Origin of the sequence: Streptomyces sediminimaris (assembly GCF_047049295.1) — a bacterium.
Lineage (GTDB): Bacteria > Actinomycetota > Actinomycetes > Streptomycetales > Streptomycetaceae > Streptomyces > Streptomyces sediminimaris.
In genome coordinates, this window is record NZ_JBJWOT010000001.1 from 3,376,981 (window position 1) to 3,400,403 (window position 23,423).

At 72.1% G+C, this 23,423-nt stretch carries 18 protein-coding genes; 10 read left to right on the plus strand and 8 right to left on the minus strand.

All coding sequences use genetic code 11. From position 1 onward, the window contains the following. Positions 1-3 precede the first annotated feature (3 nt). Complete coding sequence (locus ACJ9NR_RS15605; RefSeq protein ID WP_412488169.1) at positions 4-2,235, plus strand: bifunctional glycosyltransferase/CDP-glycerol:glycerophosphate glycerophosphotransferase; 2,232 nt, start codon at positions 4-6, stop codon at positions 2,233-2,235. Positions 2,236-2,311: 76 nt separating this feature from the next. On the opposite strand, the gene ACJ9NR_RS15610 is transcribed toward ACJ9NR_RS15605, so the two are convergent. Further along, positions 2,312-2,725 (minus strand): organic hydroperoxide resistance protein, encoded by a 414-nt coding sequence (locus ACJ9NR_RS15610; protein WP_412488170.1) that lies wholly within the window; start codon positions 2,723-2,725, stop codon positions 2,312-2,314. A 120-nt stretch (positions 2,726-2,845) separates the two neighbouring features. Here ACJ9NR_RS15610 and ACJ9NR_RS15615 point away from each other — a divergent pair, with 120 nt between their 5' ends. Next, positions 2,846-3,319 (plus strand): MarR family winged helix-turn-helix transcriptional regulator, encoded by a 474-nt coding sequence (locus ACJ9NR_RS15615; protein ID WP_412488171.1) that lies wholly within the window; start codon positions 2,846-2,848, stop codon positions 3,317-3,319. Here the strand turns inward: ACJ9NR_RS15615 and ACJ9NR_RS15620 are convergent. Further along, a complete protein-coding gene (locus ACJ9NR_RS15620; RefSeq protein ID WP_412488172.1) occupies positions 3,276-4,811 on the minus strand; it encodes a glycosyltransferase family 39 protein in 1,536 nt (511 codons plus the stop codon). The two genes, ACJ9NR_RS15615 and ACJ9NR_RS15620, sit on opposite strands and share 44 nt — an antisense overlap. Before the next feature lie 152 nt (positions 4,812-4,963). On the opposite strand from ACJ9NR_RS15620, the gene ACJ9NR_RS15625 reads away from it, so the two are divergent. Together ACJ9NR_RS15625 and galE are read left to right on the plus strand one after the other, a co-directional pair. Continuing rightward, on the plus strand, positions 4,964-6,244 hold the full coding sequence (locus tag ACJ9NR_RS15625) for a glycosyltransferase 87 family protein (RefSeq protein WP_412488173.1): 1,281 nt from the start codon (positions 4,964-4,966) through the stop codon (positions 6,242-6,244). Between the two features lie 79 nt (positions 6,245-6,323). Continuing rightward, positions 6,324-7,304, plus strand: coding sequence for a UDP-glucose 4-epimerase GalE (gene galE, locus ACJ9NR_RS15630; RefSeq protein WP_412488174.1), 981 nt, complete (start codon positions 6,324-6,326; stop codon positions 7,302-7,304). 4 nt (positions 7,305-7,308) lie between these two features. On the opposite strand, the gene ACJ9NR_RS15635 is transcribed toward galE, so the two are convergent. Further along, the gene (locus ACJ9NR_RS15635; RefSeq protein ID WP_412488175.1) at positions 7,309-7,584 is read right to left on the minus strand and encodes a YciI family protein; all 276 of its coding nucleotides are present in this window, start codon (positions 7,582-7,584) and stop codon (positions 7,309-7,311) included. A gap of 182 nt (positions 7,585-7,766) precedes the next feature. Here ACJ9NR_RS15635 and ACJ9NR_RS15640 point away from each other — a divergent pair, with 182 nt between their 5' ends. Then, on the plus strand, positions 7,767-8,450 hold the full coding sequence (locus ACJ9NR_RS15640; RefSeq protein ID WP_412488176.1) for a Crp/Fnr family transcriptional regulator: 684 nt from the start codon (positions 7,767-7,769) through the stop codon (positions 8,448-8,450). Positions 8,451-8,511: 61 nt separating this feature from the next. Here ACJ9NR_RS15640 and ACJ9NR_RS15645 read toward each other — a convergent pair whose 3' ends face one another. Next, a complete protein-coding gene (locus ACJ9NR_RS15645; protein WP_412488177.1) occupies positions 8,512-9,138 on the minus strand; it encodes a TetR/AcrR family transcriptional regulator in 627 nt (208 codons plus the stop codon). A gap of 193 nt (positions 9,139-9,331) precedes the next feature. Between ACJ9NR_RS15645 and ACJ9NR_RS15650 the strand changes: the two genes are divergently transcribed. Next, positions 9,332-10,249: an ABC transporter permease gene (locus tag ACJ9NR_RS15650; RefSeq protein WP_412488178.1), complete on the plus strand. Its 918-nt coding sequence runs from the start codon at positions 9,332-9,334 to the stop codon at positions 10,247-10,249. Further along, positions 10,242-11,090: an ABC transporter ATP-binding protein gene (locus tag ACJ9NR_RS15655; RefSeq protein WP_412488179.1), complete on the plus strand. Its 849-nt coding sequence runs from the start codon at positions 10,242-10,244 to the stop codon at positions 11,088-11,090. The genes ACJ9NR_RS15650 and ACJ9NR_RS15655 overlap by 8 nt, the downstream gene beginning before the upstream one ends. 71 nt (positions 11,091-11,161) lie before the next feature. Here the strand turns inward: ACJ9NR_RS15655 and ACJ9NR_RS15660 are convergent, their stop codons facing one another. After that, a complete protein-coding gene (locus tag ACJ9NR_RS15660; protein WP_412488180.1) occupies positions 11,162-16,108 on the minus strand; it encodes an NAD-glutamate dehydrogenase in 4,947 nt (1,648 codons plus the stop codon). 576 nt (positions 16,109-16,684) lie between these two features. Here ACJ9NR_RS15660 and ACJ9NR_RS15665 point away from each other — a divergent pair. After that, positions 16,685-17,251 (plus strand): DJ-1/PfpI family protein, encoded by a 567-nt coding sequence (locus tag ACJ9NR_RS15665; RefSeq protein ID WP_412488181.1) that lies wholly within the window; start codon positions 16,685-16,687, stop codon positions 17,249-17,251. Positions 17,252-17,303: 52 nt separating this feature from the next. On the opposite strand, the gene ACJ9NR_RS15670 is transcribed toward ACJ9NR_RS15665, so the two are convergent. Both ACJ9NR_RS15670 and ACJ9NR_RS15675 read right to left on the minus strand, forming a co-directional pair. Next, positions 17,304-17,972: an HAD family hydrolase gene (locus ACJ9NR_RS15670; protein WP_412488182.1), complete on the minus strand. Its 669-nt coding sequence runs from the start codon at positions 17,970-17,972 to the stop codon at positions 17,304-17,306. 84 nt (positions 17,973-18,056) lie between these two features. Continuing rightward, positions 18,057-18,572, minus strand: a complete 516-nt coding sequence (locus tag ACJ9NR_RS15675; RefSeq protein WP_412488183.1) for a DUF6912 family protein — start codon at positions 18,570-18,572, stop codon at positions 18,057-18,059. A gap of 312 nt (positions 18,573-18,884) precedes the next feature. Here ACJ9NR_RS15675 and ACJ9NR_RS15680 point away from each other — a divergent pair, with 312 nt between their 5' ends. Continuing rightward, positions 18,885-19,487, plus strand: a complete 603-nt coding sequence (locus ACJ9NR_RS15680; protein ID WP_412488184.1) for an Rv3235 family protein — start codon at positions 18,885-18,887, stop codon at positions 19,485-19,487. A 233-nt stretch (positions 19,488-19,720) separates the two neighbouring features. Here the strand turns inward: ACJ9NR_RS15680 and secA are convergent, their stop codons facing one another. Beyond that, on the minus strand, positions 19,721-22,534 hold the full coding sequence (secA, locus tag ACJ9NR_RS15685; protein ID WP_412488185.1) for a preprotein translocase subunit SecA: 2,814 nt from the start codon (positions 22,532-22,534) through the stop codon (positions 19,721-19,723). Between the two features lie 281 nt (positions 22,535-22,815). On the opposite strand from secA, the gene ACJ9NR_RS15690 reads away from it, so the two are divergent. Continuing rightward, positions 22,816-23,397, plus strand: a complete 582-nt coding sequence (locus ACJ9NR_RS15690) for a GNAT family N-acetyltransferase (RefSeq protein WP_412488186.1) — start codon at positions 22,816-22,818, stop codon at positions 23,395-23,397. Positions 23,398-23,423: the final 26 nt, after the last annotated feature.

The following is a 23,423-nucleotide window of genomic DNA, read 5'->3' on the forward strand; positions in this document are numbered from 1 at the left end:
GCAGTGCCCCGCTTCAGCATCATCGTCCCCGTCTTCAAGGTGCAGGGCTTCCTGCACGAGTGCCTCGACTCGGTCCTCGGGCAGTCGTACCCCGACTTCGAGGTGGTCGCCGTCGACGACCGCTCGCCCGACGGCTGCGGCGCGATCCTCGACGAGTACGCGGCGCGCGACGAGCGGGTGCGGGTGCTGCACCTGCCCGAGAACGTCGGCCTGGGCCGGGCCCGCAACGCGGGCCTGGAGCAGGCGCGCGGCGACTACGTCCTCTTCCTCGACAGCGACGACTTCTACACGCCGGGCCTGCTGGCCGCCGTCGCCGACCGGCTCAGGAGCGCCGAGGACCCGGACATCCTGGTCTTCGACCATGTCCGCACCCACTGGTGGGGCCGGGGCGGACCCAGCGACGCCTCCGCGCTGCTGGCGGCCGCGGGACAGGACGTCTTCAGCCTCCGCGAGAGCCCCCGGTACGCCCATCTCTTCCTGGTCGCCTGGAACAAGGCCTACCGTCGCGCCTTCTTCCAGGAGCACGGCCTGCGGTACGCGCCGGGCCTGTACGAGGACGCGCCGGTCACCTACCGCTCGATGGTGCTGGCGGAGCGCATCGCCTGCCTGAACCGGATCGGCGTCGAGTACCGGCAGCGCCGGCAGGGCGCGATCACCAAGACCCCCGGGCGCCGGCACTTCGACATCTTCCCGCAGTACGAGGGCCTGTTCGCCTTCCTGGAGGAGCGCGAGGACCTCGCCTGGGCCCGGCCGCTGCTGTTCGAACGGGCGCTGGACCACATGCTGTACGTGATCGCCCGCGAGGACCGGGTGACCCCGGCGGACCGCCCGGCCTTCCACCGCGAGATGCGCGCCTTCCACGACCGCCACCGCCCCGAGGACTTCGTCCCGCCGCAGGGCCCCCGCGGCACCGAGATGCGGCTGCTGGCCTCGTCGCCGTACGTCTCCTACGCGGCCCTGCGTGCGGGGCGCGGTCTGCGCGGGCTGGCCGGGGCGGGCAAGCGCCGCACGGTGGACCGGGCGTCGAAGGCGGCCCGGCGCGCGGGGTACGCCGTCCGCTCCAGGCTGCCGCTCGACCCGCACCTCGCCGTCTACTCGGCGACCCACCACACGGGCGTGCACGGCGACCCGGCCGCCATCCACGCCAAGGCGCGGGAGCTCGCGCCGCACATCCGGGGCGTGTGGGTGGTCCGGGAGGACGCGGTGGACTCGCTGCCGCCCGGCACCGACCACGTGACGCCGGGCTCGCGCGGCTATCACGCGGTGGCGGCGCGGGCCACGTACTGGGTGAACAACGTCAACTGGCCCGGTTCGCCGCCCAAGCGCCCCGGCAGCGTGCATCTGCAGACCCACCAGGGCACCCCGCTCAAGCTCATGGGCGCCGACCTGCTGGACAAGCCCGGCGCCCGGCACGGCTTCAGCGTCCCGAAGATGCTGCACCGCGCCGACCGGTGGGACCTCAGCCTGGTCGCCAACCGCCACTCCGAGCTGGTGTGGGACCGGGCCTATCCCTGCCACTTCACCTCGCTGCGCACGGGCAGCCCGCGCAACGACGTGCTGGTCGAGGCCCCCGCGGGGCGCGCCGCGGCCGTCCGAGAGCGGCTCGGCGTCCCCGCCGGGAACACGGTCGTGCTGTACGCGCCGACCCGCCGCGAGTACCGCAGGGGCGGGCACGTCGACCGGATCGACCTGGCCCGGTTCGCCGCCGACCTCGGCGCCGGTCACACCCTGGTGGTACGGCTGCACCCCTCCCTGGCCACCGGCACGGCGCGCGGCCTGGGCCTCGCCGATCTGCACGCCCGGGGGGTCCTGGTGGACGCGACGGACGAGCCGCACGTCGAGGACGTGATGCTCGCCTCCGACGTGCTGGTCACCGACTACTCGGCCCTGATGTTCGACTACGCCAACCTGGACCGGCCGATCGTGATCCACGCCGACGACTGGGCGGCCTACGCGGCCGCCCGGGGCACCTACTTCGACATCACCGCCGAGGCGCCGGGCCACGTCTCGCGCTCCTACCGGGAGCTGGCGTGGCTGTTCGCCTCGGGGACCTGGCAGGACGAGGAGTCCGCGGGTCTGCGGGCCGCCTTCCGCGCGCGGTTCTGCGAGTTCGACGACGGTCACGCCGCCGAGCGCGTCGTACGGACGGTGCTGCTGGGTGAGCGGCCGCCGCAGTCGCGGACGGCGGCGGTGCTGCCCGCTCCCGCCGCCGAGCGGGCGCACTCGATGAACTGACCGGGCGTCACGGGAACGCGCGCGGGCGCGGACGCCGGGTGTCCGGTGTCCGCGCCCGCCGTGTGCCGTGCGGGGTCTACTCGATGACGAGGTCGACCTCGATGTTGCCGCGGGTCGCGTTGGAGTAGGGGCAGACCTGGTGGGCGGTCTCGACCAGCTTGCGGCCGGTCGGCTCGTCCACGGTGTCCGGCAGCTCGACGCGGAGGGTGACCTTGAGCCCGAAGCCCTCGCCCTGCTTGCCTATGCCGACCTCGGCGGTCACCGCGGCGTCGCTGACGTCGACCTTCGCCTGGCGGCCGACGAGCCCGAGGGCGCTGCCGAAGCAGGCGGCGTAACCGGCGGCGAACAGCTGCTCGGGGTTGGTGCCCTCCCCGCTGCCGCCCAGCTCCACCGGCGGGGCCAGCTTGACGTCGACCTTGCCGTCGTTGGTGAAGGCGCGACCGTCCCGGCCGTGGGTGGCGGTGGCGACAGCGGTGTAGAGCGCGTCCATGGAAACCATCCCTCTCGAAAGCACGTTCCGGCGGCTCTTGCGCGGCCGCCTCACGACGACAAGTAGAGCACACAATTCAATTGCACACAACTGAATGCCTCGCGGGGCTATCCTGGGAGCATGTCCAGCACGCCCGACGCCCCGGCCTCCGACTGGCTCCGCCTCGACCAGCAGATCTGCTTCTCCCTCAACGCCGCCTCCCGCGCCTTCGGCGGCGTCTACCGCGTACTCCTGAAGGACCTCGGGCTCACGTATCCGCAGTACCTGGTGATGCTGGTGCTGTGGGAGCACGGCGAGCTGCCGGTCAAGAGGCTGGGCGAGCACCTGCGCCTGGACTCCGGCACGCTGTCCCCGCTGCTCAAGCGACTGGAGGCGGCCGGTCTGGTCCGGCGGGAGCGCAGCACCCGCGACGAGCGTTCGGTGGAGGTGCGGCTGACCGGGGAGGGCGCCGCCCTGCGCGGGCGGGCGGAGCAGGTGCCGCGCCGGATCGCCGCGGCGACGGGCTTCGACGTGGACGAGATCCGTCAGCTGCGGACCCGGCTCGACGAGCTCACCCGGGCGCTGGACGCGGCTGCCGCGTCGGAGCCGGCGTAGCGGTCCCGGGCGTACGGCTCCGGACCGGCGGGGCGGCCGCCGCCGGCGCCGGGCGGCGGACGTAGAGACAGAAGGCCACACGCCCGCTGACGTACTTCTCCCGGACGGTGAAGTGCTCCTCCACGGCCGCGAGCTTGACGCGGTCGGTCGGGTCGCCCGGCCGCCGGCCCGACCTCAGCATCCTGGAGTCGGCGACGACCCAGAGCCGCCTCAGGCCCGCCAGTCTGCGCCGCAGCTCCCGCGGGGTGGTCTCCAGCCCGCTCAGCGTCCCGGAGCGCGCCCCGGACTCCGTCAGGGCGATGTCGCGGGCCTCCCGGAACCCCTTCGGGTACGTCAGCGCCGTGAGCCGCCAGGTCGACGGCAGGTACAGCACGGGATCGCCGGGGCGGATGTCGCGGGCGGCGACGGCGGCCACGGCGGCGAGGTTCTCCGGGCGGTGGGCCGGGGAGCGGTCCTGCCGGTAGAGCGGGAGGCACTGGACGAAGGCGGCGGTGACGGCCAGGACACCGGTGAGGGTGCCGAGGCGGCCGTACCCCGGCCGGTGCCCGGCCGGCCGCCACCGCGCCAGGAAGGTGACCACGCGATCGAGGCCCGCGGCGGCCAGCAGCGGCGCCCCCGCCAGCGCGTACAGCACGTAGCGCTCGTGGAACAGCGGCCGGTACTGCGACACGGAGATCAGGATCGTGGGCGGCAGCACGAGCAGCGGCAGCGCGACGACCGCCGTGCGCCGCGCCGTGGCCCCCACCGCCACCAGCGCGACGCAGATCCAGAACACCGCGCCCGCCGGTCCGGCGGCGAAGTCCCGCACCAGCTGTTCCACCTTGTCCCACCCCGGCACCACCAGCCACGACACCTGGCCCGACTGCCGCTGCGAGACCCACACCAGCGGCAGCAGGACGGCCCCCACCAGCGCGGCCGCGCGCAGCCAGCCGCGCCACACCGCCCGCGGCACCCGCGCCAGCGCCAGCGTCGCCGCGTGCGCGCACAGCACGAGCACGACCAGCTCGTGCAGCAACGAGGTCAGGGCGAGCAGGCCGCCGTAGCGCCACCACCAGCCCGGCCGCGCCCGCCCCCGCACGGCCGGCTCCAGCAGCAGGGTCGCCCCCGCCACGCCCGCGGAGACGATCGCGTACGACCGCCCCTCCTGCGCGTAGTGGCCGGTCAGCGGCGTGACCGCGTAGACGAGACCCGCCCACAGCCCCACCCGCGGCCGGGCCAGCCGCACGCCCAGGGCCGCGACCAGGCCGGCCGTCACGGCGGCCCCGCACACGGACGGCAGGCGCAGCACCACCTCGCCGGGGTGGACGGCGAGCACGACGTGCATGACGAGGTAGTACAGCCCGTGCACCGCGTCCATCCCGTGCAGCAGCCGCCAGATCTGCGGCACCGTGCGCCGCCCGACCAGGAAGGTGACGCCCTCGTCGCCCCACATGCCGCCGCGGTCGAGACCCCACAGCCCGATCGCGAGCATGACGGCCGCGGGGACCGCCACCGCCACGGCCTCCGTACGCGTCCGACGACACTTCGCCCGCCCCGCCACCTCGCTCAGCACACGGCTGATTCTGGGCGGCGCCCGGGCGCTTGCCCGGGATTGACGGTGTTTCGGCCCTCGCACACCATTCGCCCGGCTTACCATCCGGCGTGATGAACGCAGTGACCACCACCGTGACCACCGTGCGGAGACACCGCCTCCTCACGCTCGGCGCCGCCTGGCTCGCCACCCGGGCCCTGATGCTCTGGCTGCTCGCGCACAGCGCCGCGCCGATGCTGGGCCGGGGCTCGGTCGCCCGCGAGGTGTCGCACCTCTACCACCACTGGTACGGCGTCCTCGCGCAGGGCGCCTTCCCCGCACACGACCCCCTCTGGCAGTACCCGCCCGGCGCGGGCCCGGTACTGCTGTCGCCCGCGCTGCTGCCGGGCCTGACCTACTTCCAGGCGTTCGTCGCGCTCACCCTCGCCGCCGACGCGGCGATCGCCCTGGCGCTGGCCCGGGCCGGCACCCGTCCGGGTCACACGCTCCTCGGGGCCGCGCTGTGGACCGGCGGCCTGCCCCTGCTGCTGCACATGCCACTCGTCCGCTACGACGTGCAGGTCACGGCCTTCGCCGTCGTCTCCCTGCTGACGCTGTCGCGCTCCCCGCGCGCGTACGGGGCGCTCGCGGCGCTCGGCGCGCTGGTGAAGGTGTGGCCGGCGCTGGTGCTGCTGGGTGCGCCGCGGGCGCGGGCGACGCGTTCGGCGTGGACCTGGGCCGCCGCCACGGGCACCGCCACGCTCACGCTGCTCGCGACGCTGTTCGCCGACCCGCTGGCGTTCCTGAAGCAGCAGGGCGGGCGCGGCGTGCAGATCGAGTCGCTCGGCGGCACGGCGCTCGCGCTCGCGACCCACGCCGGGTGGCCGGGCCTGGTCCGCTACCGGTACGGCTCGCTGGAGTTCACCGGTCCGCACGTGCGGACCGTCGCGCACCTGATGCTCGGCCTCACGGCGGCCGCCTTCGCGCTGCTGCTGCTGTGGCGGCTGCGGGCCCGGCGCTGGACGCCCGCGACGCCCTGTGACGCCGCGCTGAGTGCCGTGCTCCTGTTCACCGTCACCAGCCGGGTGATCAGCCCGCAGTACATGATCTGGCTGCTGGGCACGGCCGCCGTGTGCCTGACCTCGCGGCACACCGTCCAACGCCCGGTGGCCGCCCTGATCGTGCTCGCCACCGCGCTCAGCGCCGTCGCCTATCCGGCCCTGTACGCCGAGGTCAGGGAGTGCACCTGGACGGGCTGCGCGCTGATGCTGGCCCGCAACGGGCTGCTGGCCGCGGCGGCCGTCCTGTCCTTCACCCGCCTGTGGCGCTCCACCGCCGCCGCGCCCCCCGCTCGGCCGCGGCCACGGCACGCGCCCTCGGACGCCCCGGGAGCCACCGCCGCCGTACCCGCGTGACCGCCCCGCCTGCTTCACTGATACCGAACCCGGGGGGACACGACACACCACGGGCCAACAGACGAGGGGACGGCCGCACATGACCTGGCTGATCACCGGCGGCGCCGGCTACATCGGGGCGCACGTCGTCCGCGCGATGACCGAGGCGGGCGAGCGGGCCGTGGTGTACGACGACCTGTCGACGGGCATCGCCGAACGCGTACCGGACGAGGTGCCGCTGGTCCTGGGGTCGACCCTGGACGGCGAGCGGATCGCCCGCGTCCTCGCCGACCACGAGGTCACCGGCGTCGTACACCTGGCGGCGAAGAAGCAGGTCGGCGAGTCCGTGGAACGCCCCCTGCACTACTACCGGCACAACGTCGAGGGCCTGCGCGTGCTCCTGGAGGCCGTGACGGCGGCCGGCGTGGCGTCGTTCGTCTTCTCCTCGTCCGCGGCCGTGTACGGCATGCCCGACGTGGACCTGGTGACGGAACGGACGCCGTGCGTGCCCCTGTCGCCGTACGGGGAGACGAAGCTGGCGGGCGAGTGGCTGGTGCGGGCGGCAGGCCGGGCGACCGGCCTCGCCACGGCCTCGCTGCGCTACTTCAACGTGGCCGGCGCGGCGAGCCGGGAACTGGCGGACGTCGGCGTCTTCAACCTGATCCCCATGGTCTTCGAGAAGCTCACCGAGAACGCGCCCCCGCGCATCTTCGGCGACGACTACCCGACCCCCGACGGCACCTGCGTGCGCGACTACATCCACGTGGTCGACCTGGCCGAGGCCCACGTCGCCGCCGCCCGCGCCCTGCGCTGCAGTCCCGGCCGCGACCTCACCCTCAACATCGGCCGCGGCGAAGGCGTCTCCGTCCGCGAGATGATCGACCGCATCAACGCCCTCACCGGGTACGACCGGCCTCCGACGGTGGCCCCGCGCCGCCCCGGCGACCCGGCCCGGGTCGTGGCCTGCGCCGACCGCGCCGCCACCGAACTGGCCTGGAAGGCCAGGCACGACGTCCAGGACATGATCGCGTCGGCCTGGGAGGGCTGGGTCCGGCTGCACCCGGAGGCGGCGCGGGGCTGAGCCGTCAGCGGAACCCGAGCCCGCCGACGACCGGCGTCCACTCCCGAACCGAACGGACTTCGACCCCCGGCGTGCGGCGGTAATAGGGGTCGGCGTCCAGGATCTCCTCCAGCCGGTCCCGGTCGGCCGCGAAGAGCAGGAGGGCGCCCGTGTCGTCGGACCAGGGGCCCGCCGCGAGGAGGCGGCCCTCGGTGCGCAGGCGGGTGAGGTTCTCGCGATGGGCGGGGCGGGCGGCCAGGCGTTCGGGGGCAGGGGTGAAGGCGAGTTCCACGACCAGCATGGTTGTCCCTTTCTGCGGCTCTGGAGGCTGCGGCTCTGGAGGCTGCGGCTCTGGAGGCTGCGGCTCTGGAGGCTGCGGCTCTGGAGGCTGCGGCTCTGGAGGCTGCGACGGCCGCGAGACTAGGACCGGCGGGGCGTGCCGCGCTGTATCGGCCGATACGGACGCCGGCGGGAGGAGGCGACGTGGGGCGGGCGGAGGACTGGCGGCGGCTTCGTGACGTGCCGCTCTTCGCGGGGCTGCCGGACGACGGGCTGCGGGACCTGTGGCAGGCGTCCGTGGCGCGTCGCTACGGCGGTGGCGAGGTGCTGCGGGCGCAGGGCGCTCCGGCCGGGCATCTGCTCGTCCTGCTGGAGGGGCGTGCGGCGGCGTCGGCCACGACCGCGGGCGGGCGGGTGGTGCGCTTCGGGGCGTGGGAGGGTCCGTGCGCCCTGGACAAGGTGGCGCTGCTCGACGGAGCCGGGCACACGGCGACGTACACCGCCCTCACCCCCTGCGCGGTGCGGGCGATCGCGCGGCCCCGGTTCACGGCCCTGCTCGACGACTCCGCGACCGTACGCGCGCACGTGCTGCGCCTGCTGGCCGCGCAGGCCCGCGCCCAGCAGGACCGGCTGACGGACGCGGCGACGCTGCCGTGCGAGGCCCGGCTCGCGGCCTGGCTGCTGGCCGCGAGCGCCGCGGACGGGCAGGTGAGCCTGGACGGCGGTCAGCGCGGACTCGCCGATTCCCTCGGGGTCACCCGGGTCACCGTCAACCGGGCCCTCGCGCGCCTGCGCCGCGACGGGCTCATCGGGCCGCCGCGGGGCGGCCGGATCGAGGTCCTCGCACCGGAGCTGCTCGCGCTGCGCGCCGCGCCCGACGGCCGGTGACGGCGTGTCCGCGGCCGCAGCCGGGGCGCGGTGGGTCCGGTGCTCCTGCGCGCCGGTACGGTCACAGCGCCTTGACGGCCGCCGCCGTGGCGCGTGCCAGCGACGCCAGGTACCCCTTCGGCAGCTTGGGGCTGCGGATGACCACCGAGCGCCAGTACAGGGGGCCGGAGATCAGGTCGAGGGCCAGCTCGTCGTCGAATCCCTCACGGATCTCGCCACGCTGCTCGGCCGCCACCAGGATCTTGCTGGCCACGCCCTCCTGACCCTCCCGCAGGGTCTTCTGCATCGCCTCGGCGATCTCGGGGTTGCGGGCCGCCTCCGCCTGCAGGTCCGGGATGATCTGCGAGGCCACGGGGTGCCGCAGGGCGCGGGAGGTGACCTCGTACAGCAGCCTCAGGTCGCCCTCCAGGCTGCCGGTGTCCGGCGTGGGCAGGCCCATCACCGCGATCGCCGAGACGACGTCGAGCACCAGATGCAGCTTGGAGCGCCATCGCCGGTACACCGCCGTCTTGCCGACGCCCGCGCGCCGCGCGATCCCCTCGATGGACATCCGCGCGTAGCCGACGGCAGCCAGCTCCTCGAAGACGGCGGCCCGGATGGCTTCCGTCACGTCCTCCCGGAGTACGGCCGCACCGGCGGGAGTGCGGCGGCGCGGACGCGTCTGGGGCTCGCCGGCGTTCGTCGTCATGAGGCCAGCATAGGGGCGTCACGACGATACGGTTGCGTTCCGACGTGGGTTGGGCCTACGCTCACGTTGCGACGATACGGTCCCGTCCCGACGTAAGAGAACGTAAAGAGAAGCGCAGGCAGACGCCGGGTGACGGACCGACCGGTCCCCGGCCGGACGCACGCAGTCCCTCCCCCGAGCGAAAGCAACGGATGTGAGCCAGGTCCTCCACACACCGCCCGCGTCGCCGGCCCCGGCCGACGACGATCTCGCGGCGCTCGCCGCCCGTCACGGCCTCTCGGTCAGCGGCGCCCGCCCCTCCCTGCCCGAGTACATCCGGCAGCTGTGGGCCCGGCGCCACTTCATCACCGCCTTCGCCACCGCCAAGCTCACCGCTCAGTACAGCCAGGCGAAACTCGGCCAGGTCTGGCAGGTCATGACCCCGCTGCTGAACGCGGCGGTGTACTACTTCATCTTCGGCGTCCTGCTGCACACCAAGAAGGGCGTGCCGGACTACATCCCGTTCCTGGTGACGGGCGTGTTCATCTGGACGTTCACCCAGAGCTCGATCCTGGCGGGGACACGCGCGATCTCCGGCAACCTCGGCCTCGTACGCGCCCTGCACTTCCCCAGGGCCGCCCTGCCGATCTCCTTCTGCCTCCAGCAGCTGCAGCAACTGCTGTTCTCCATGGCCGCCCTGGTCGTGATCCTGCTCTGCTTCGGCGTGCCGCTCGCCGTCTCCTGGGTGCTGGCCGTGCCCGCCCTGGTGCTGCAGTTCGCCTTCAACGCGGGCGTGGCGATGGTCATGGCCCGGATGGGCGCCAAGACGCCGGACATCGCGCAGCTGATGCCGTTCGTGCTGCGCACCTGGATGTACATCTCGGGCGTCATGTGGAACATCGACAAGCTGACCGGTTCCGGCAGCGGCCTGCCGCACTGGGTGGCTCCGGTCCTCAAGGCCAACCCGGCCGCCGTGTACATCGACCTGATGCGCTACGCCCTGATCGACAGCTACAAGGCGGGCCAGCTGCCGCCGCACGTGTGGGCGCTCGCGACCGGCTGGGCCCTGCTCGCGGGTGTCGGCGGCTTCATCTACTTCTGGAAGGCTGAGGAGACGTACGGCCGTGGCTGAGCACGCGAACGACACCCGCATCCCCACCGTCGTCGTCGACGGGGTCGACATCGTCTACCGGGTCAACGGCACCGGCGCCGGACGCGGCTCCGCCACCGCCGCGCTCAACCGCATGCTGCGCCGCAGGGACGCCGAGCGGGCGGCGGGCGTGCGCACGGTGCACGCCGTGAAGAAGGTGTCCTTCGTCGCCTACAAGGGCGAGGCCATCGGCCTGATCGGCACCAACGGCTCCGGCAAGTCGACGCTGCTCAAGGCGGTCGCGGGCCTGCTGCCGGTGGAGAACGGCCACATCTACACCGACGGCCAGCCCTCGCTGCTCGGCGTCAACGCGGCCCTGATGGGCGACCTGACCGGCGAGCGCAACGTCTTCCTCGGCGGCCTCGCGATGGGCATGTCCCGGGAGGAGATCAAGACCCGCTACCAGGACATCGTCGACTTCTCCGGCATCAACGAGAAGGGCGACTTCATCACCCTGCCCATGCGGACGTACTCCTCCGGCATGGGCGCCCGGCTGCGCTTCTCCATCGCGGCCGCCAAGGACCACGACGTGCTCCTGATCGACGAGGCCCTCGCCACCGGCGACCGGTCCTTCCAGAAGCGCTCCGAGCAGCGCATCCGCGCCCTGCGCGAGCAGGCGGGCACGGTGTTCCTGGTCAGCCACAACAACAAGTCCATCCGCGACACCTGCGAACGGGTGCTGTGGCTGGAGCGCGGCGAACTGCGCATGGACGGCCCGACCGAGGACGTCATGCGGGAGTACGAGGCCTTCACGGGCGACAAGGGCGACAGGGCCAGGCCCAGGCCGGCGGCGGTGGCACCGAAGGTGCCGCAGCCCAGCTGAGCACGTGCGCGGACGGGGCGCCCCGGGCCGGTCGGCCCGGGGCGCCCCGTCCTTCTGCCGTGCCGCGGGACCTACGAGTGCGTGCGCAGCAGCGTCCGCATCGTGCGCATCGCCACCGACAGGTTGGCGAGGTCGAACGTCTCCGAACCCTGGATCTCGTCCAGGGTGGTGCGCGCCCGCCCAAGGATCGCGGCGTTCTTCTCCTGCCAGGTCGTGAAGCGCTGCTCGGGCGTCGAGGTGCCGTTGCCGACGGCCAGCACGTCCGCCGTGAGCGCCGCGTGGGCCGCGTACAGGTCCTCGCGGATGGAGGCGCGGGCCATGGACTGCCAGCGGTCGGCGCGGGGCAGCTCGATGATGCGGTCCATCAGCTGGGTGATGTGCAGCCGGTCGGCGAGGTCGTAGTAGACCTCGGCGACGTCCAGCGGCTCCTTGCCCATGCGGTCGGCGATCGAGACGATGTCGAGCGCAGGGAAGGCGGAGGAGAAGCCGGCCACCCGGGTGGCGAGTTCGTCCGGGACGCCGGCGGCGGTCAGCTCGTCGTAGATCTGCTGCCACCAGTCGAGGTCCGCGCCGCGCATGAGCTTCGGCAGCTGCTGCCAGACCTGCTCGACACGCTCGGCGAAGAAGTCGACCGTCTCGGCGAGCTGCAGCGGCTGCGGGCGGTTGTTCAGCAGCCAGCGCGTGCCGCGCTCGACCAGACGGCGCGAGTGCAGCCGGATGCGGGTCTGCACGGCCGCCTCGACCTGGTTGTCGAGCGCCTCCACGGCGTCCCACACCGGCGCGGAGCAGAAGATCGCACGGGCCGCGGTCTGCGCCCTGACGATCTCCTCCAGCGAGGCGCCGGTCTCCTCGCGCAGCCGGTGCAGATACGTCGTACCACCGGTGTTGACGGTGTCGTTGACCAGGACGGTCGTGGTGATCTCGCGGCGCAGCGGATGGCCGTCGATCCGGTCGGAGAACTGCTCGCGCAGCGCCGTCGGGAAGTACGAGTGCAGCAGGCCGCGCAGGTACGCGTCGTCCGGCAGCGAGGTGTGCAGCAGCTCGTCGGCGACCGTGATCTTCGTGTACGCCAGCAGGACGGCCGTCTCCGGGCCGGTCAGGCCCTGGTTCTGGGTGAGCCGCTCGCGGATCTGGCGGTCGGTGGGCAGGAACTCCAGCGCCCGGTCCAGATGGCCCTCGCGCACCAGGTGGCGCATGAAGCGCTGCTGGGCGTTGAGCATGTCCTTGGACTGGGCCAGCGCGTTGGCGATGGCCGTGTTCTGCGCGTAGTTGTTGCGCAGGACCAGGCCGCCGACCTCGTCGGTCATCTCGGCGAGCAGCTTGTTGCGCTGCTTGACGGTCATGTCGCCGTCCGTGACCAGGCCGTTGAGCAGGATCTTGATGTTCACCTCGTGGTCGGAGGTGTCCACGCCCGCGCTGTTGTCGATCGCGTCCGTGTTGATCTTGCCGCCCTGGCGGGCGAACTCGATCCGGCCGAGCTGGGTCAGGCCCAGGTTGCCGCCCTCGCCGACGACCCGGACGCGCAGGCCGGCGCCGTCGACGCGGATCGGGTCGTTGGCCTTGTCGCCGACGTCCGCGTGGGTCTCGGTGGACGCCTTCACATAGGTGCCGATGCCGCCGTTCCACAGCAGGTCCACCGGCGCCAGGAGGATGGCCCTCATCAGGTCGGCCGGCGTCATCTTGGAGATTTTGCCCTCGATGCCGAGGGCCTCGCGGATGTGGCCGTTGACCGGGATGGCCTTGGCGCTGCGCGGGAAGACGCCGCCGCCCGCGGAGATCAGGTCGGTGTTGTAGTCGGCCCAGCTCGAGCGCGGCAGCTCGAAGATGCGGCGGCGCTCGGCGTAGCCGGTGGCCGCGTCCGGGTTCGGGTCGATGAAGATGTGCCGGTGGTCGAAGGCGGCGACCAGGCGGATGTGCTCGCTCAGCAGCATGCCGTTGCCGAACACGTCGCCGGACATGTCCCCGATGCCGACGACCGTGAAGTCCTCGCTCTGGGTGTCGACGCCCAGCTCCCGGAAGTGCCGCTTGACGGACTCCCAGGCGCCGCGGGCGGTGATGCCCATGCCCTTGTGGTCGTAGCCCGCGGAGCCGCCGGAGGCGAAGGCGTCGCCGAGCCAGAAGTTGTAGCTGCCGGCGACCTCGTTGGCGATGTCCGAGAAGGTCGCGGTGCCCTTGTCGGCGGCGACCACGAGGTAGGTGTCGTCCCCGTCGTGGCGGACCACGTCCTGCGGCGGCACGACCTCGCCGGCCACCATGTTGTCGGTGATGTCGAGCAGCGCCGAGATGAACGTCCGGTAGCTGGCGACGCCCTCGGCCAGCCAGGCGTCCCGGTCCACGCCCGGGTCCGGCAGCTGCTTGGCGACGAAGCCGCCCTTGGCGCCGACCGGCACGATGACGGTGTTCTTCACCATCTGCGCCTTGACCAGGCCGAGGATCTCGGTGCGGAAGTCCTCGCGCCGGTCCGACCAGCGCAGACCGCCGCGCGCGACCTTGCCGAAGCGCAGGTGCACACCCTCCACGCGCGGCGAGTACACCCAGATCTCGTACGCCGGACGGGGCGCCGGCAGGTCGGGGATCGCCTGCGGGTCGAACTTCATGGAGACGTACTCGTGCGGCCTGCCGCCCACCGCCTCCTGGAAGAAGTTGGTCCGCAGCGTCGCCTTGATCACGGTCAGGAAGGACCTGAGGATCCGGTCCTCGTCGAGCGAGGCGACCTGGTCGAGGGCGGCTTCGACCTCTTCGAGCAGGGCGTCGACGATCTCGTGGCCCGCCCGCTGGCGGTCCGGCGACATCCGCGCCTCGAACAGCGAGACCAGCAGCCGGGTGGTGTGGACGTTGTTGCGGAGGGTGTCCTCCATGTAGTCCTGCGAGAAGGTGGAGCCCGCCTGCCGCAGGTACTTCGCGTACGCGCGCAGCACCATCGCCTGGCGCCAGCTCAGGCCGGCGCTGAGCACCAGGGCGTTGAAGCCGTCGTTCTCCGCCTTGCCGGTCCAGGTCGCGGCGAAGGCGTCCTGGAAGCGCTCGCGGGCGTCGTCGCCGACGTAGTCACCGCTGCCGTTCTGCGCCTTGGGCATGCGCAGGCCGAAGTCGTAGATCCACGCGGTGGTGCGGTCCGCGCACCGCAGTTCGTAGGGCCGCTCGTCGGTCACCTCGACGCCGAGCCGGCTGAGGGCGGGCAGCACGGCGGACAGGGAGACGGCCTCGCCCTTGCGGTAGATCTTGAACCGGCGCTCCTCGGGGGCGGCGCCCACCGGCTCGTACAGGCTGAGGGAGAAGTCCTTGCCGCTCGCGGACTGGGCCTCGTCGAGTTCTTCGAGGTGGACCAGGTCGGCGACGGCGGCACGCGGCGTGTGGTCGGCCTTGTAGCCCTCGGGGAAGGCGCTGCCGTACTTGCGCAGCAGTTCGGCGGCCTTCTCCTCACCGCACTCCGCGTTCAGCGCCTCCGCGAAACCGTCGGCCCAGGAACGCGCGGCCTCCACCAGGCGCGCCTCGATGCGCTCCTTGTCGGCGTCGGACAGCTGCGGCAGCTCGGTGCCCTGCGGGACGCGCACCACGAAGTGCAGCCGGGAGAGGATCGACTCGGTGTTCCAGGCGGTGAAGTCGACGCTGATGCCGCCGAGCTCCTCCTTGAGGATGTCGATGATCCGCAGCCGGACGCCGGTGGTGTAGCGGTCGCGCGGCAGGTAGACGAGGGCGGAGTAGTAGCGCCCGTACTCGTCCTGGCGCAGGTAGAGCCGCAGCCGCCGGCGCTCCTGGAGGTACAGCACGGAGGTGGCGATGGACTCCAGCTCGGCGGCCGGGGTCTGGAAGAGCTCGTCGCGCGGGTAGGTCTCCAGGATCTGCAGCAGGTCGCGCCCGTCGTGGCTGTTGGGCGAGAAGCCGGCGCGCTCCAGCACCTCGTCGACCTTGCGGCGGATGACCGGAACCCGGCGCACCGACTCGGTGTAGGCAGCGGAGGAGAACAGACCGAGGAAGCGGCGCTCGCCGACGACGTTGCCGTCCGCGTCGAACTTCTTGACGCCGATGTAGTCCAGGTAGGAGGGCCGGTGCACCGTCGCGCGGCTGTTGGCCTTGGTCAGGACGAGGAGCTTGTGCTCGCGGGCCTTGGCGCGGGCGTCGGCGGGCAGCCGCTCGAAGGACGGGCTGACCGGGTGGCCCTCGTCCTCGGAGTGGTGGGGGTCGGAGCGCAGGATGCCGAGGCCGGTGCCGGGCACGGCGGCCAGCGAGTCGTCCTCGCGCAGCTGGTACTCGCGGTAGCCGAGGAAGGTGAAGTGGTCGGCGGCCAGCCAGCGCAGCAGCTCACGGGCCTCCTCGATCTCCTGCTCGCGCAGATCGGTGGCGACCGGCTCCGTGGGCAGTTCGTCGGCCATCCGCAGGGCCGCGTCCCGCATCTTGTCCCAGTCCTCGACGGTCTCCCGGACGTCGGACAGGACACGCAGCAGGTCGGCGGTGATCTGCTTGAGGTCGCCGCGGTCGGTCTCGCGGTCGATCTCGACATGGATCCAGGACTCGACGTGCGCGTCGTGCGGCAGGTCGCCGCCCGGGTGCGAGCTGAGCACCTCGATGAGCTTGCCGGTGACGTCCCGGCGGACCACGATCTGCGGGTGGATGACGACGTGGATGCCGCGTCCCTGCCGCGTCAGCTCATTGGTGACGGAGTCGACCAGGAACGGCATGTCGTCGGTGACGACCTCGACGACGGAGTGGCTGCACGTCCACCCGTTCTCCTCCACGGTGGGCGTGTGGACCCGCACGCTGGCCGTGCCCTGGGGGCGGTTCTCGGCCAGCCGGTAGTGCGAGAGTGCGGCTCCGAAGACGTCGACCGGGTCGCGGTCGGTGAGGTCCTCCGGGGCGGTGTGCAGGTAGTAGCGCTGGAGGAACGCGAGCACGGTGTCCCGGTCCGGGGTGCCCTCTTCCGTCGTCCCGGTCGGTAGATGTCCCCCGACCGGGCTGTTCTCAGCTACCCGGGCGGCCCTTTCGAGCAGCTCGGCCTTGGCTTCGTCCAGCTTGGTCTGCATTGTCCTCTGGCTCCTGTCGCGCGCCGTTGCGTGACGTAGAAGGAAGTACGGCCTCTTCCCCTGCGGCTCGACGCCACGGCCCGGGTTCTCCGGTCGGCTCCGACGCTATGCCGCAAGGTGAGATGAGCGGGGGGTTATCGGCCATTCCCGACACGACCGCGGAGTGTGATGCCGGTCTCCGCGGCATCCGCTTCCGGGGGGTGCGGGGCGCACCGGAGGCCCCTGCCACCCCGTCCCGCCCGCGAGGACCAGCGACTGCCGCCCGGTCACGGAGATGGTCCGTGCTCACCGGGCGCGGGGCAGGGGCAACGCTGCCCCCGCGAGATATCGCGCTGATCACGCCACAAGGCTATCGCCCATGACGGGGGGCCCGTCATGAGCCGTATGTGTACAAAACCAGGTGTCGAACTTTGACACTCTGCACAGGGGCGCCGATCCCGCCGTCGTGCGGGTCGGCCGTCGCGGCCCGTCATCCGATCTCCCTCCCCCGAATACGACCGGACCTCTTGGCAAGGCCACTCCCAGGAGGCACGTTGCCCTTGACAGCGCACGCCCGCCCGAGGGGAGCGGCCCGACATGACAGCGAAAATCCTCATCGTCACCGGCGACGCGGCAGAGTCGCTCGAGGTCCTGTACCCCTACCAGCGTCTTCAGGAGGAGGGCTACGAGGTCCATGTGGCGGCCCCCTCCCGCAAGAAGCTCCGGTTCGTGGTCCACGACTTCGAACCCGGCTTCGACACCTACACCGAGAAGCCCGGCTACACCTGGCCCGCCGACCTCGCCTTCGCCGAGGTGGACCCCGGTCAGTACGCCGCCCTCGTCATCCCGGGCGGCCGCGCCCCCGAGTACCTGCGCAACGACCCGGAGCTGCGCAAGATCCTCAAGTCCTTCTTCGACGCGGACAAACCGGTCGCCCAGATCTGCCACGGCCCCCTGCTCACCGCCGCGGTCGACAGCCTGCGCGGCCGGCGGGTCACGGCGTATCCCGCGCTGGAACCCGACATGCAGGCCGCCGGCGCCGACTTCCAGGACTCCGAGGCCGTGGTCGACGGCACCCTGGTCTCCTCCCGCGCCTGGCCGGACCACCCGAGCTGGATGCGCGAGTTCCTGACCGTGCTGCGCGCGAAGGCACCCGTGACCTGAACCCTCGCCGGCCCGGCCGGCCGCCGTGCCCCGTGGGGCGCGGCGGCGCCGGTCACGCCGCGAGCCGCTGCGCCTCCGCCACGGCGTCCGCCAGCGTGTCCACCACCGGCACCCCGGCCTTCTCGAGGCTGGCCCGGCTGTGCGATCCCCCGGTGTAGAGCACGGCCCGTGCCCCGGCGTGCCGCGCGGCGACCGCGTCGTCCGCGGCGTCGCCTATGACCACGGTCCGGACCGGGTCCACGCCGGTCAGCGAGCCGAGGTGGCGCACCATGTGCTCGGCCTTGCTGCCGCCCGAGGGTCCGGTCCGCCCGTCGACCCGTATGAAGTGGGCCTCTATCCCGAGCCCCCGGACCAGCGGGACCAGTTCCTCGTGCCCGTACATGCTGAGGATCGACTGGCTGCCTCCCGCCGACCGCCAGCCGGCCAGCAGCTCCGTCGCGCCCGCGGTGAGCCCGCACAGGGGCCGCCGCTCGGCGTAGTAACGGTGGAAGGTCTCGTCCATCACCAGCCACTCGGCGTCCGTCGGCAGCCGTCCCAGGAACCGCTCGTAGAACTTCGGCACCGGCACGCAGTACAGGGCCCGGTACTGCTCCATCGTGATCGGCTCCAGGCCCAGCTCGGCGAAGGCGGCGTTCGTCGCCCCGATGATCGCGTCGTTGTCGTGGAACAGCGTGCCGTTCCAGTCCCAGACGATGTGCGCCGCCCCTGTGCTCTTCCCCATGCCGAAAAAATACCCGCCGCCACTGACAATCAAGAGCTGCGCAGGTCAGGGAGCTCGAGCGGGGTGTGCGGGGCGCGGTCGGGCTCAGTCCCCGAGGCCGACCAGGTGGGGGATCTCCTGCGTCGCGTACCACAGCAGCTCATGGTCCTCGGCCCCGTCCACGACGAACTGCGCGTCGTCGTCCCCGCGGTCCGCCGCCTCCAGCGCCTCCGCCGCGGCGGCCACGTCCGCCTCCGCGTCGTCGAGGTCGACGTGCACGGCGGCCGCCCCGGCCAGCCGCACGGCACCGGTCACCCGCACCTCGCCGAGCGCGGCCGGGTCCAGGCCCCGGTCGGGGTCGGCGGCGGCGGTGCCGTCGGGCACGTCGGCCGCGACCACCACCCGGCGCCGTGCCGCTCCGGGATCGGCGGCCAGCAGCCGCAGCGAGGCCAGCGCGGCACGGTTGAGGGCCGCGTACTCCAGTTCCTCGATGTCGTCGGAGAGATACCACTCGCGCAGGGCGGGCGTGACGGCGTAGGCGACGATCGGCCCCGCTGCCAGCTCTCCCGTCCTGTACGCCTCGGCGAGACCGGAGAGGGTCAGGGGGACGTAGACGCGCATGGCCGCTGCTTTCGTGGTCGGGGACCGGGGCGCTCCCGCGCCGCTCGGAGAGCCTTCAGGATACGTGCGGCAGTCCCCTTTCGAGTCCCCGTCCGCCGCCGCCCGAGCGTCCACCTCCCGCCCCGCGGTTCACCCGGCACGCCCCCGGGATCACGGGCTCGGGCACGCCCCGCGTCACCCTGATAGGTGAACGTTCCGGCCGTCCCGACCCGGGTCCGCGGGTCCTTGCTGCCGCCTCTTTCCACCCCGTACAAGATCTCCGACAGCAAGTTACCGTCCGGTATCCACCGGGCCCACGGAACGGGGACGCGTATGCACAAGGTCATGACCAGGGCACAGCACGAGCCGGGCTCCCGCCCGCCCGGCCGCCGCGACTCCCGCCGCCCGGGCGGCGCCCCGCCCCGCGTACCGGGCGGCACCCGGACCCGCACCGCGCCGGGCGGCGGCCGACCGCCGCGCTCCCGGGCCGGCGCCCTCTCCCCCGGCTCCCGCCCCGCCGACAACCGCCCGCCGTCGGTCCCTGCCGCGCCGGTCAGGACCACGGCCGCCGCCCCCACCGGACCCGCGCCGCAGCCCCGGCCCACCGATCTCTTCGCCGAGCTCCTGGTCGCCGTGCTGAGCGGCCGGCGCCCGGTCCACGCGATGCTCGGGCACACCGCGGGCCGCGCCTACGACGAACTGGCCTGGCTCGCCGAGCGCGGCCCGCTGCGCGCCCGCGGCGCCCGCCCGGTCGTCCGGGACATCGGCTACTACGAGGCCCGGCCCGGTGCCGTCGAGGCCTTCGCCCGCGTCGGGGCCGGCGACCAGCTCCGGGCCATGGCCTTCCGTCTGGAGCGCGGCCGGGACCTCCGCTGGCGCTGCACGGCGGTGGAGCTCGGCGGTCCGCGGCCACCGCGCCCCACCGGCGACGACTGAGCGCTCCGCCGAAGTGCCCCGGCATGCGCCCGCGCCTGCCGCGGCACCGTCGCGGCCGGCCGCGCTCCTCCTCCCGCGCCGCTGCGGGGCACTGCCGAAGAGCGGCAGATCTCACCGGCCCGCTCGGCACGCCGAAGGGCCGGGTCCCCCGGAGGTGACCCGGCCCTTCAGAGCCGCCATGCGTGCTTCTTGCGGCGCCTGCTCCTTGCAGTGCCTCTTCCTGCCTGCGGCGCCTACTTCTTACGGCGACGCCCGCCCCGCGCCTGCTTGCGGCGCTCCGCGCGCGTGAGGCCGTCGGCCTCGGAGCGCACCGGCTCGTCGTCGCCGACGAAGTCGCCCTCGATGGTGCCGCCCTCGCCGTCCACGGTGGGCGCGGAGAAGTGGAGGTTGCGCCGCTGCGGGGCGTCCAGTCCCTTCGCGCGGATCTCCGGGCGGGCACCCGCCTGCGCCGGCACGGCGTCCTGCTTGTCCATGTCGACCGGCGCCGCGTCCTCGACCGGGACCTCCTCGACCTGCTGCTCGACCTGGACCTCCAGGTTGAACAGGTAGCCGACGGACTCCTCCTTGATGCCCTCCATCATGGCGGTGAACATGTCGAAGCCCTCACGCTGGTACTCGACCAGCGGGTCCTTCTGCGCCATCGCGCGCAGGCCGATGCCCTCCTGGAGGTAGTCCATCTCGTAGAGGTGCTCGCGCCACTTGCGGTCGAGGACGGAGAGCACGACCCGGCGCTCCAGCTCACGCATGATCTCCGAGCCGAGCTGCGTCTCCCGCGCCTCGTACTGCTCGTGGATGTCGTCCTTGATGGACTCGGAGATGTACTCGGCGGTCAGTCCGGCCCGGTCGCCGGCCGCCTCCTCCAGTTCCTCGACGGTCACCTTCACCGGGTAGAGCTGCCGGAAGGCGCCCCACAGCCGATCCAGGTCCCAGTCCTCCGCGAAGCCCTCGGCGGTCTCCGCGGCGATGTACGCGTCGATCGTGTCATCCATGAAGTGGCCGATCTGCTCCTGCAGATCCTCGCCCTCCAGGACACGCCGGCGCTCGCCGTAGATGACCTCGCGCTGGCGGTTGAGGACCTCGTCGTACTTCAGGACGTTCTTACGGGTCTCGAAGTTCTGCTGCTCGACCTGCGACTGGGCGGACGCGATCGCGCGGGTGACCATCTTGTTCTCGATCGGCACGTCGTCCGGGACGTTCGCCATCGACATCACGCGCTCGACCATCTGGGCCTTGAACAGCCGCATCAGGTCGTCGCCGAGCGAGAGGTAGAAGCGGGACTCGCCGGGGTCGCCCTGACGGCCGCTGCGGCCGCGCAGCTGGTTGTCGATACGGCGCGACTCGTGCCGCTCGGTGCCCAGCACGTACAGGCCGCCGAGCTCCTCGACCTCGTCCTTCTCGGCCTTCACCGCCTGCTCCGCCCGCTCCAGGGCGGCCGGCAGGGCCGCGGCCCACTCCTCGAGGTGCTCCTCGGGGTCGAGGCCGCGCTGGCGCAGCTCCGCCTCGGCGAGGTCCTCGGGGTTGCCGCCGAGCTTGATGTCCGTACCGCGGCCGGCCATGTTGGTGGCCACGGTGACAGCGCCCTTGCGGCCGGCCTGGGCGACGATCGTCGCCTCACGGTCGTGCTGCTTGGCGTTCAGCACCTCGTGCTGGATGCCGCGCTTGGAGAGCTGCTGCGAGAGGTACTCGGACTTCTCGACCGACGTCGTACCGACGAGGATCGGCTGCCCCTTCTCGTGCTTCTCGGCGATGTCGTCGACGACCGCCTCGAACTTCGCGACCTCGGTGCGGTAGATGAGGTCCGACTGGTCCATGCGGATCATCGGCCTGTTGGTCGGGATCGGGACCACGCCGAGCTTGTAGATCTGGTGGAACTCGGCCGCCTCGGTCATCGCCGTACCGGTCATGCCGGAGAGCTTGTCGTAGAGGCGGAAGAAGTTCTGCAGGGTGATCGTGGCGAGGGTCTGGTTCTCGTCCTTGATGTCCACCCCTTCCTTCGCCTCGATCGCCTGGTGCATGCCCTCGTTGTAGCGGCGGCCGGCGAGGATACGGCCGGTGTGCTCGTCGACGATCATGACCTCGCCGTCGATGACGACGTAGTCCTTGTCCTTCTTGAAGAGCTCCTTGGCCTTGATGGCGTTGTTCAGGTAGCCCACCAGAGGCGTGTTCACCGACTCGTAGAGGTTGTCGATGCCCAGCCAGTCCTCGACCTTGCTGACGCCCGACTCGTGGATGGCGACGGTCCGCTTCTTCTCGTCGACGTCGTAGTCGCCGGTCTCCTCCTCGCCCTTGAGCGGATTGCCCGCCTCGCCCTTCTTCAGGCGCAGCACCAGCTTGGCGAAGTCGCCGTACCACTTGGTGGCCTGGTCGGCAGGGCCGGAGATGATCAGCGGCGTACGGGCCTCGTCGACGAGGATGGAGTCGACCTCGTCGACGATGGCGTAGTTGTGCCCGCGCTGGACGAGTTCGTCCTGGGACCACGCCATGTTGTCGCGGAGGTAGTCGAAGCCGAACTCGTTGTTCGTGCCGTAGGTGATGTCGCAGCCGTACTGCTCGCGGCGCTGGGCCGGCGCCATGTTGGCCAGGATGCAGCCGACGCTCAGGCCCAGGAACTTGTGGATGCGGCCCATCATCTCGGAGTCGCGCTCGGCGAGGTAGTCGTTGACCGTGATGATGTGGACGCCGTCTCCCGACAGCGCGTTGAGATACGCCGGCAGGGTGCTCACCAGGGTCTTGCCCTCGCCGGTCTTCATCTCGGCGACATAGCCGAGGTGGAGGGCGGCGCCGCCCATCATCTGCACGTCGTAGTGGCGCTGGCCGAGGACGCGCTTGGCCGCCTCGCGCACGGTGGCGAACGCCTCGGGAAGCAGGTCGTCCAGGCTCTCGCCGTCCGCGTAACGCTGCTTGTACTCATCGGTGAGCGCCCGCAGCTCGGCGTCGGAGAGGGCGACGAAATCCTCTTCGATGGAGTTGACCTGGTCCGCGATGCGGTGCAGCTTGCGCAGGATCTTGCCTTCGCCTGCACGCATGATCTTCGAAAGGACGGACACGGGGGTTGGTCTCCTTGCCGGTCGGGCCTGGGACGGTCGGTTTCCATTTGACGTACTGAGCAACGGCCATCGTATGCGAGGACCCCACCAAGCCGGGAGCCTGCCGGGACGACGAGCGCGCACGGCTCCTCGTACCGCTTCAAAATCTTCTTCAAAAGGGACAACGCACGGGCCGGGCGGATGGTGCCGCGCCCCGGCCCCGAATTGCGCGAATTGTGATCACCCGCTCACGCACGGCCAGAAAATGGCGTCCTCGCCGGCCGTCCCCGCAGAATCGGCCGATGGAACCCGTGACGCTCACGACCGCCCGACTCCTTCTGCGCACGGTCGGCCCCCAGCACACCGACGCCGTGCACGCCGCCGCCCAGGACCCCGACATCCTGCGCTGGACCACGATCCCCTCGCCCTATCTTCCGGAGCACGCGCGGGCCTTCACCCACCAGCTGGTCCCCGAGGGCTGGGCGAGCGGCTCGATGCTCACCTTCGGTCTCTTCCTCCCCGAAGGTGAGGACCTGGTGGGCATGCTGGGCCTGACGATGCGTTCCCTGAGCGTCACCGAGATCGGCTTCTGGGGCGCCAGGCAGCACCGCGGCAGGGGCTACGTCACCGAGGCCGCCGTCGCCGCCTCCCGCTGGGCCTTCACCGACCTGTCGGTCGACCGCGTGGAGTGGCGCGCGGAAGTGGGCAACAGGGCCTCACGCGCGGTGGCGGAACGCGCCGGTTTCGTCGTCGAGGGCATCCTGCGCTCCGCGATCGTCCACCAGGGCGTGCGCCGCGACTGCTGGGTGGGTTCGCTGCTGCCCTCGGACCTGGGCCTGCCCTCGACGGCGCCCTACCTGCCCGCGCCGGGCGCCTCTAGCTAGCGCCTTGAGACCCCGGTCGTCCGCTC

Excerpts from the sequence above, each read along its gene's own strand:
- ACJ9NR_RS15610 (WP_412488170.1), bottom strand. The coding sequence starts at position 2,725 with ATGGACGCGCTCTACACCGCTGTCGCCACCGCCACCCACGGCCGGGAC.
- ACJ9NR_RS15615 (WP_412488171.1), top strand. The coding sequence starts at position 2,846 with ATGTCCAGCACGCCCGACGCCCCGGCCTCCGACTGGCTCCGCCTCGAC.
- ACJ9NR_RS15625 (WP_412488173.1), top strand. The coding sequence starts at position 4,964 with ATGAACGCAGTGACCACCACCGTGACCACCGTGCGGAGACACCGCCTC.
- galE (WP_412488174.1), top strand. The coding sequence starts at position 6,324 with ATGACCTGGCTGATCACCGGCGGCGCCGGCTACATCGGGGCGCACGTC.
- ACJ9NR_RS15635 (WP_412488175.1), bottom strand. The coding sequence starts at position 7,584 with ATGCTGGTCGTGGAACTCGCCTTCACCCCTGCCCCCGAACGCCTGGCC.
- ACJ9NR_RS15645 (WP_412488177.1), bottom strand. The coding sequence starts at position 9,138 with ATGACGACGAACGCCGGCGAGCCCCAGACGCGTCCGCGCCGCCGCACT.
- ACJ9NR_RS15660 (WP_412488180.1), bottom strand. The coding sequence starts at position 16,108 with ATGCAGACCAAGCTGGACGAAGCCAAGGCCGAGCTGCTCGAAAGGGCC.
- ACJ9NR_RS15665 (WP_412488181.1), top strand. The coding sequence starts at position 16,685 with ATGACAGCGAAAATCCTCATCGTCACCGGCGACGCGGCAGAGTCGCTC.
- ACJ9NR_RS15670 (WP_412488182.1), bottom strand. The coding sequence starts at position 17,972 with ATGGGGAAGAGCACAGGGGCGGCGCACATCGTCTGGGACTGGAACGGC.
- ACJ9NR_RS15675 (WP_412488183.1), bottom strand. The coding sequence starts at position 18,572 with ATGCGCGTCTACGTCCCCCTGACCCTCTCCGGTCTCGCCGAGGCGTAC.
- ACJ9NR_RS15680 (WP_412488184.1), top strand. The coding sequence starts at position 18,885 with ATGCACAAGGTCATGACCAGGGCACAGCACGAGCCGGGCTCCCGCCCG.
- ACJ9NR_RS15690 (WP_412488186.1), top strand. The coding sequence starts at position 22,816 with ATGGAACCCGTGACGCTCACGACCGCCCGACTCCTTCTGCGCACGGTC.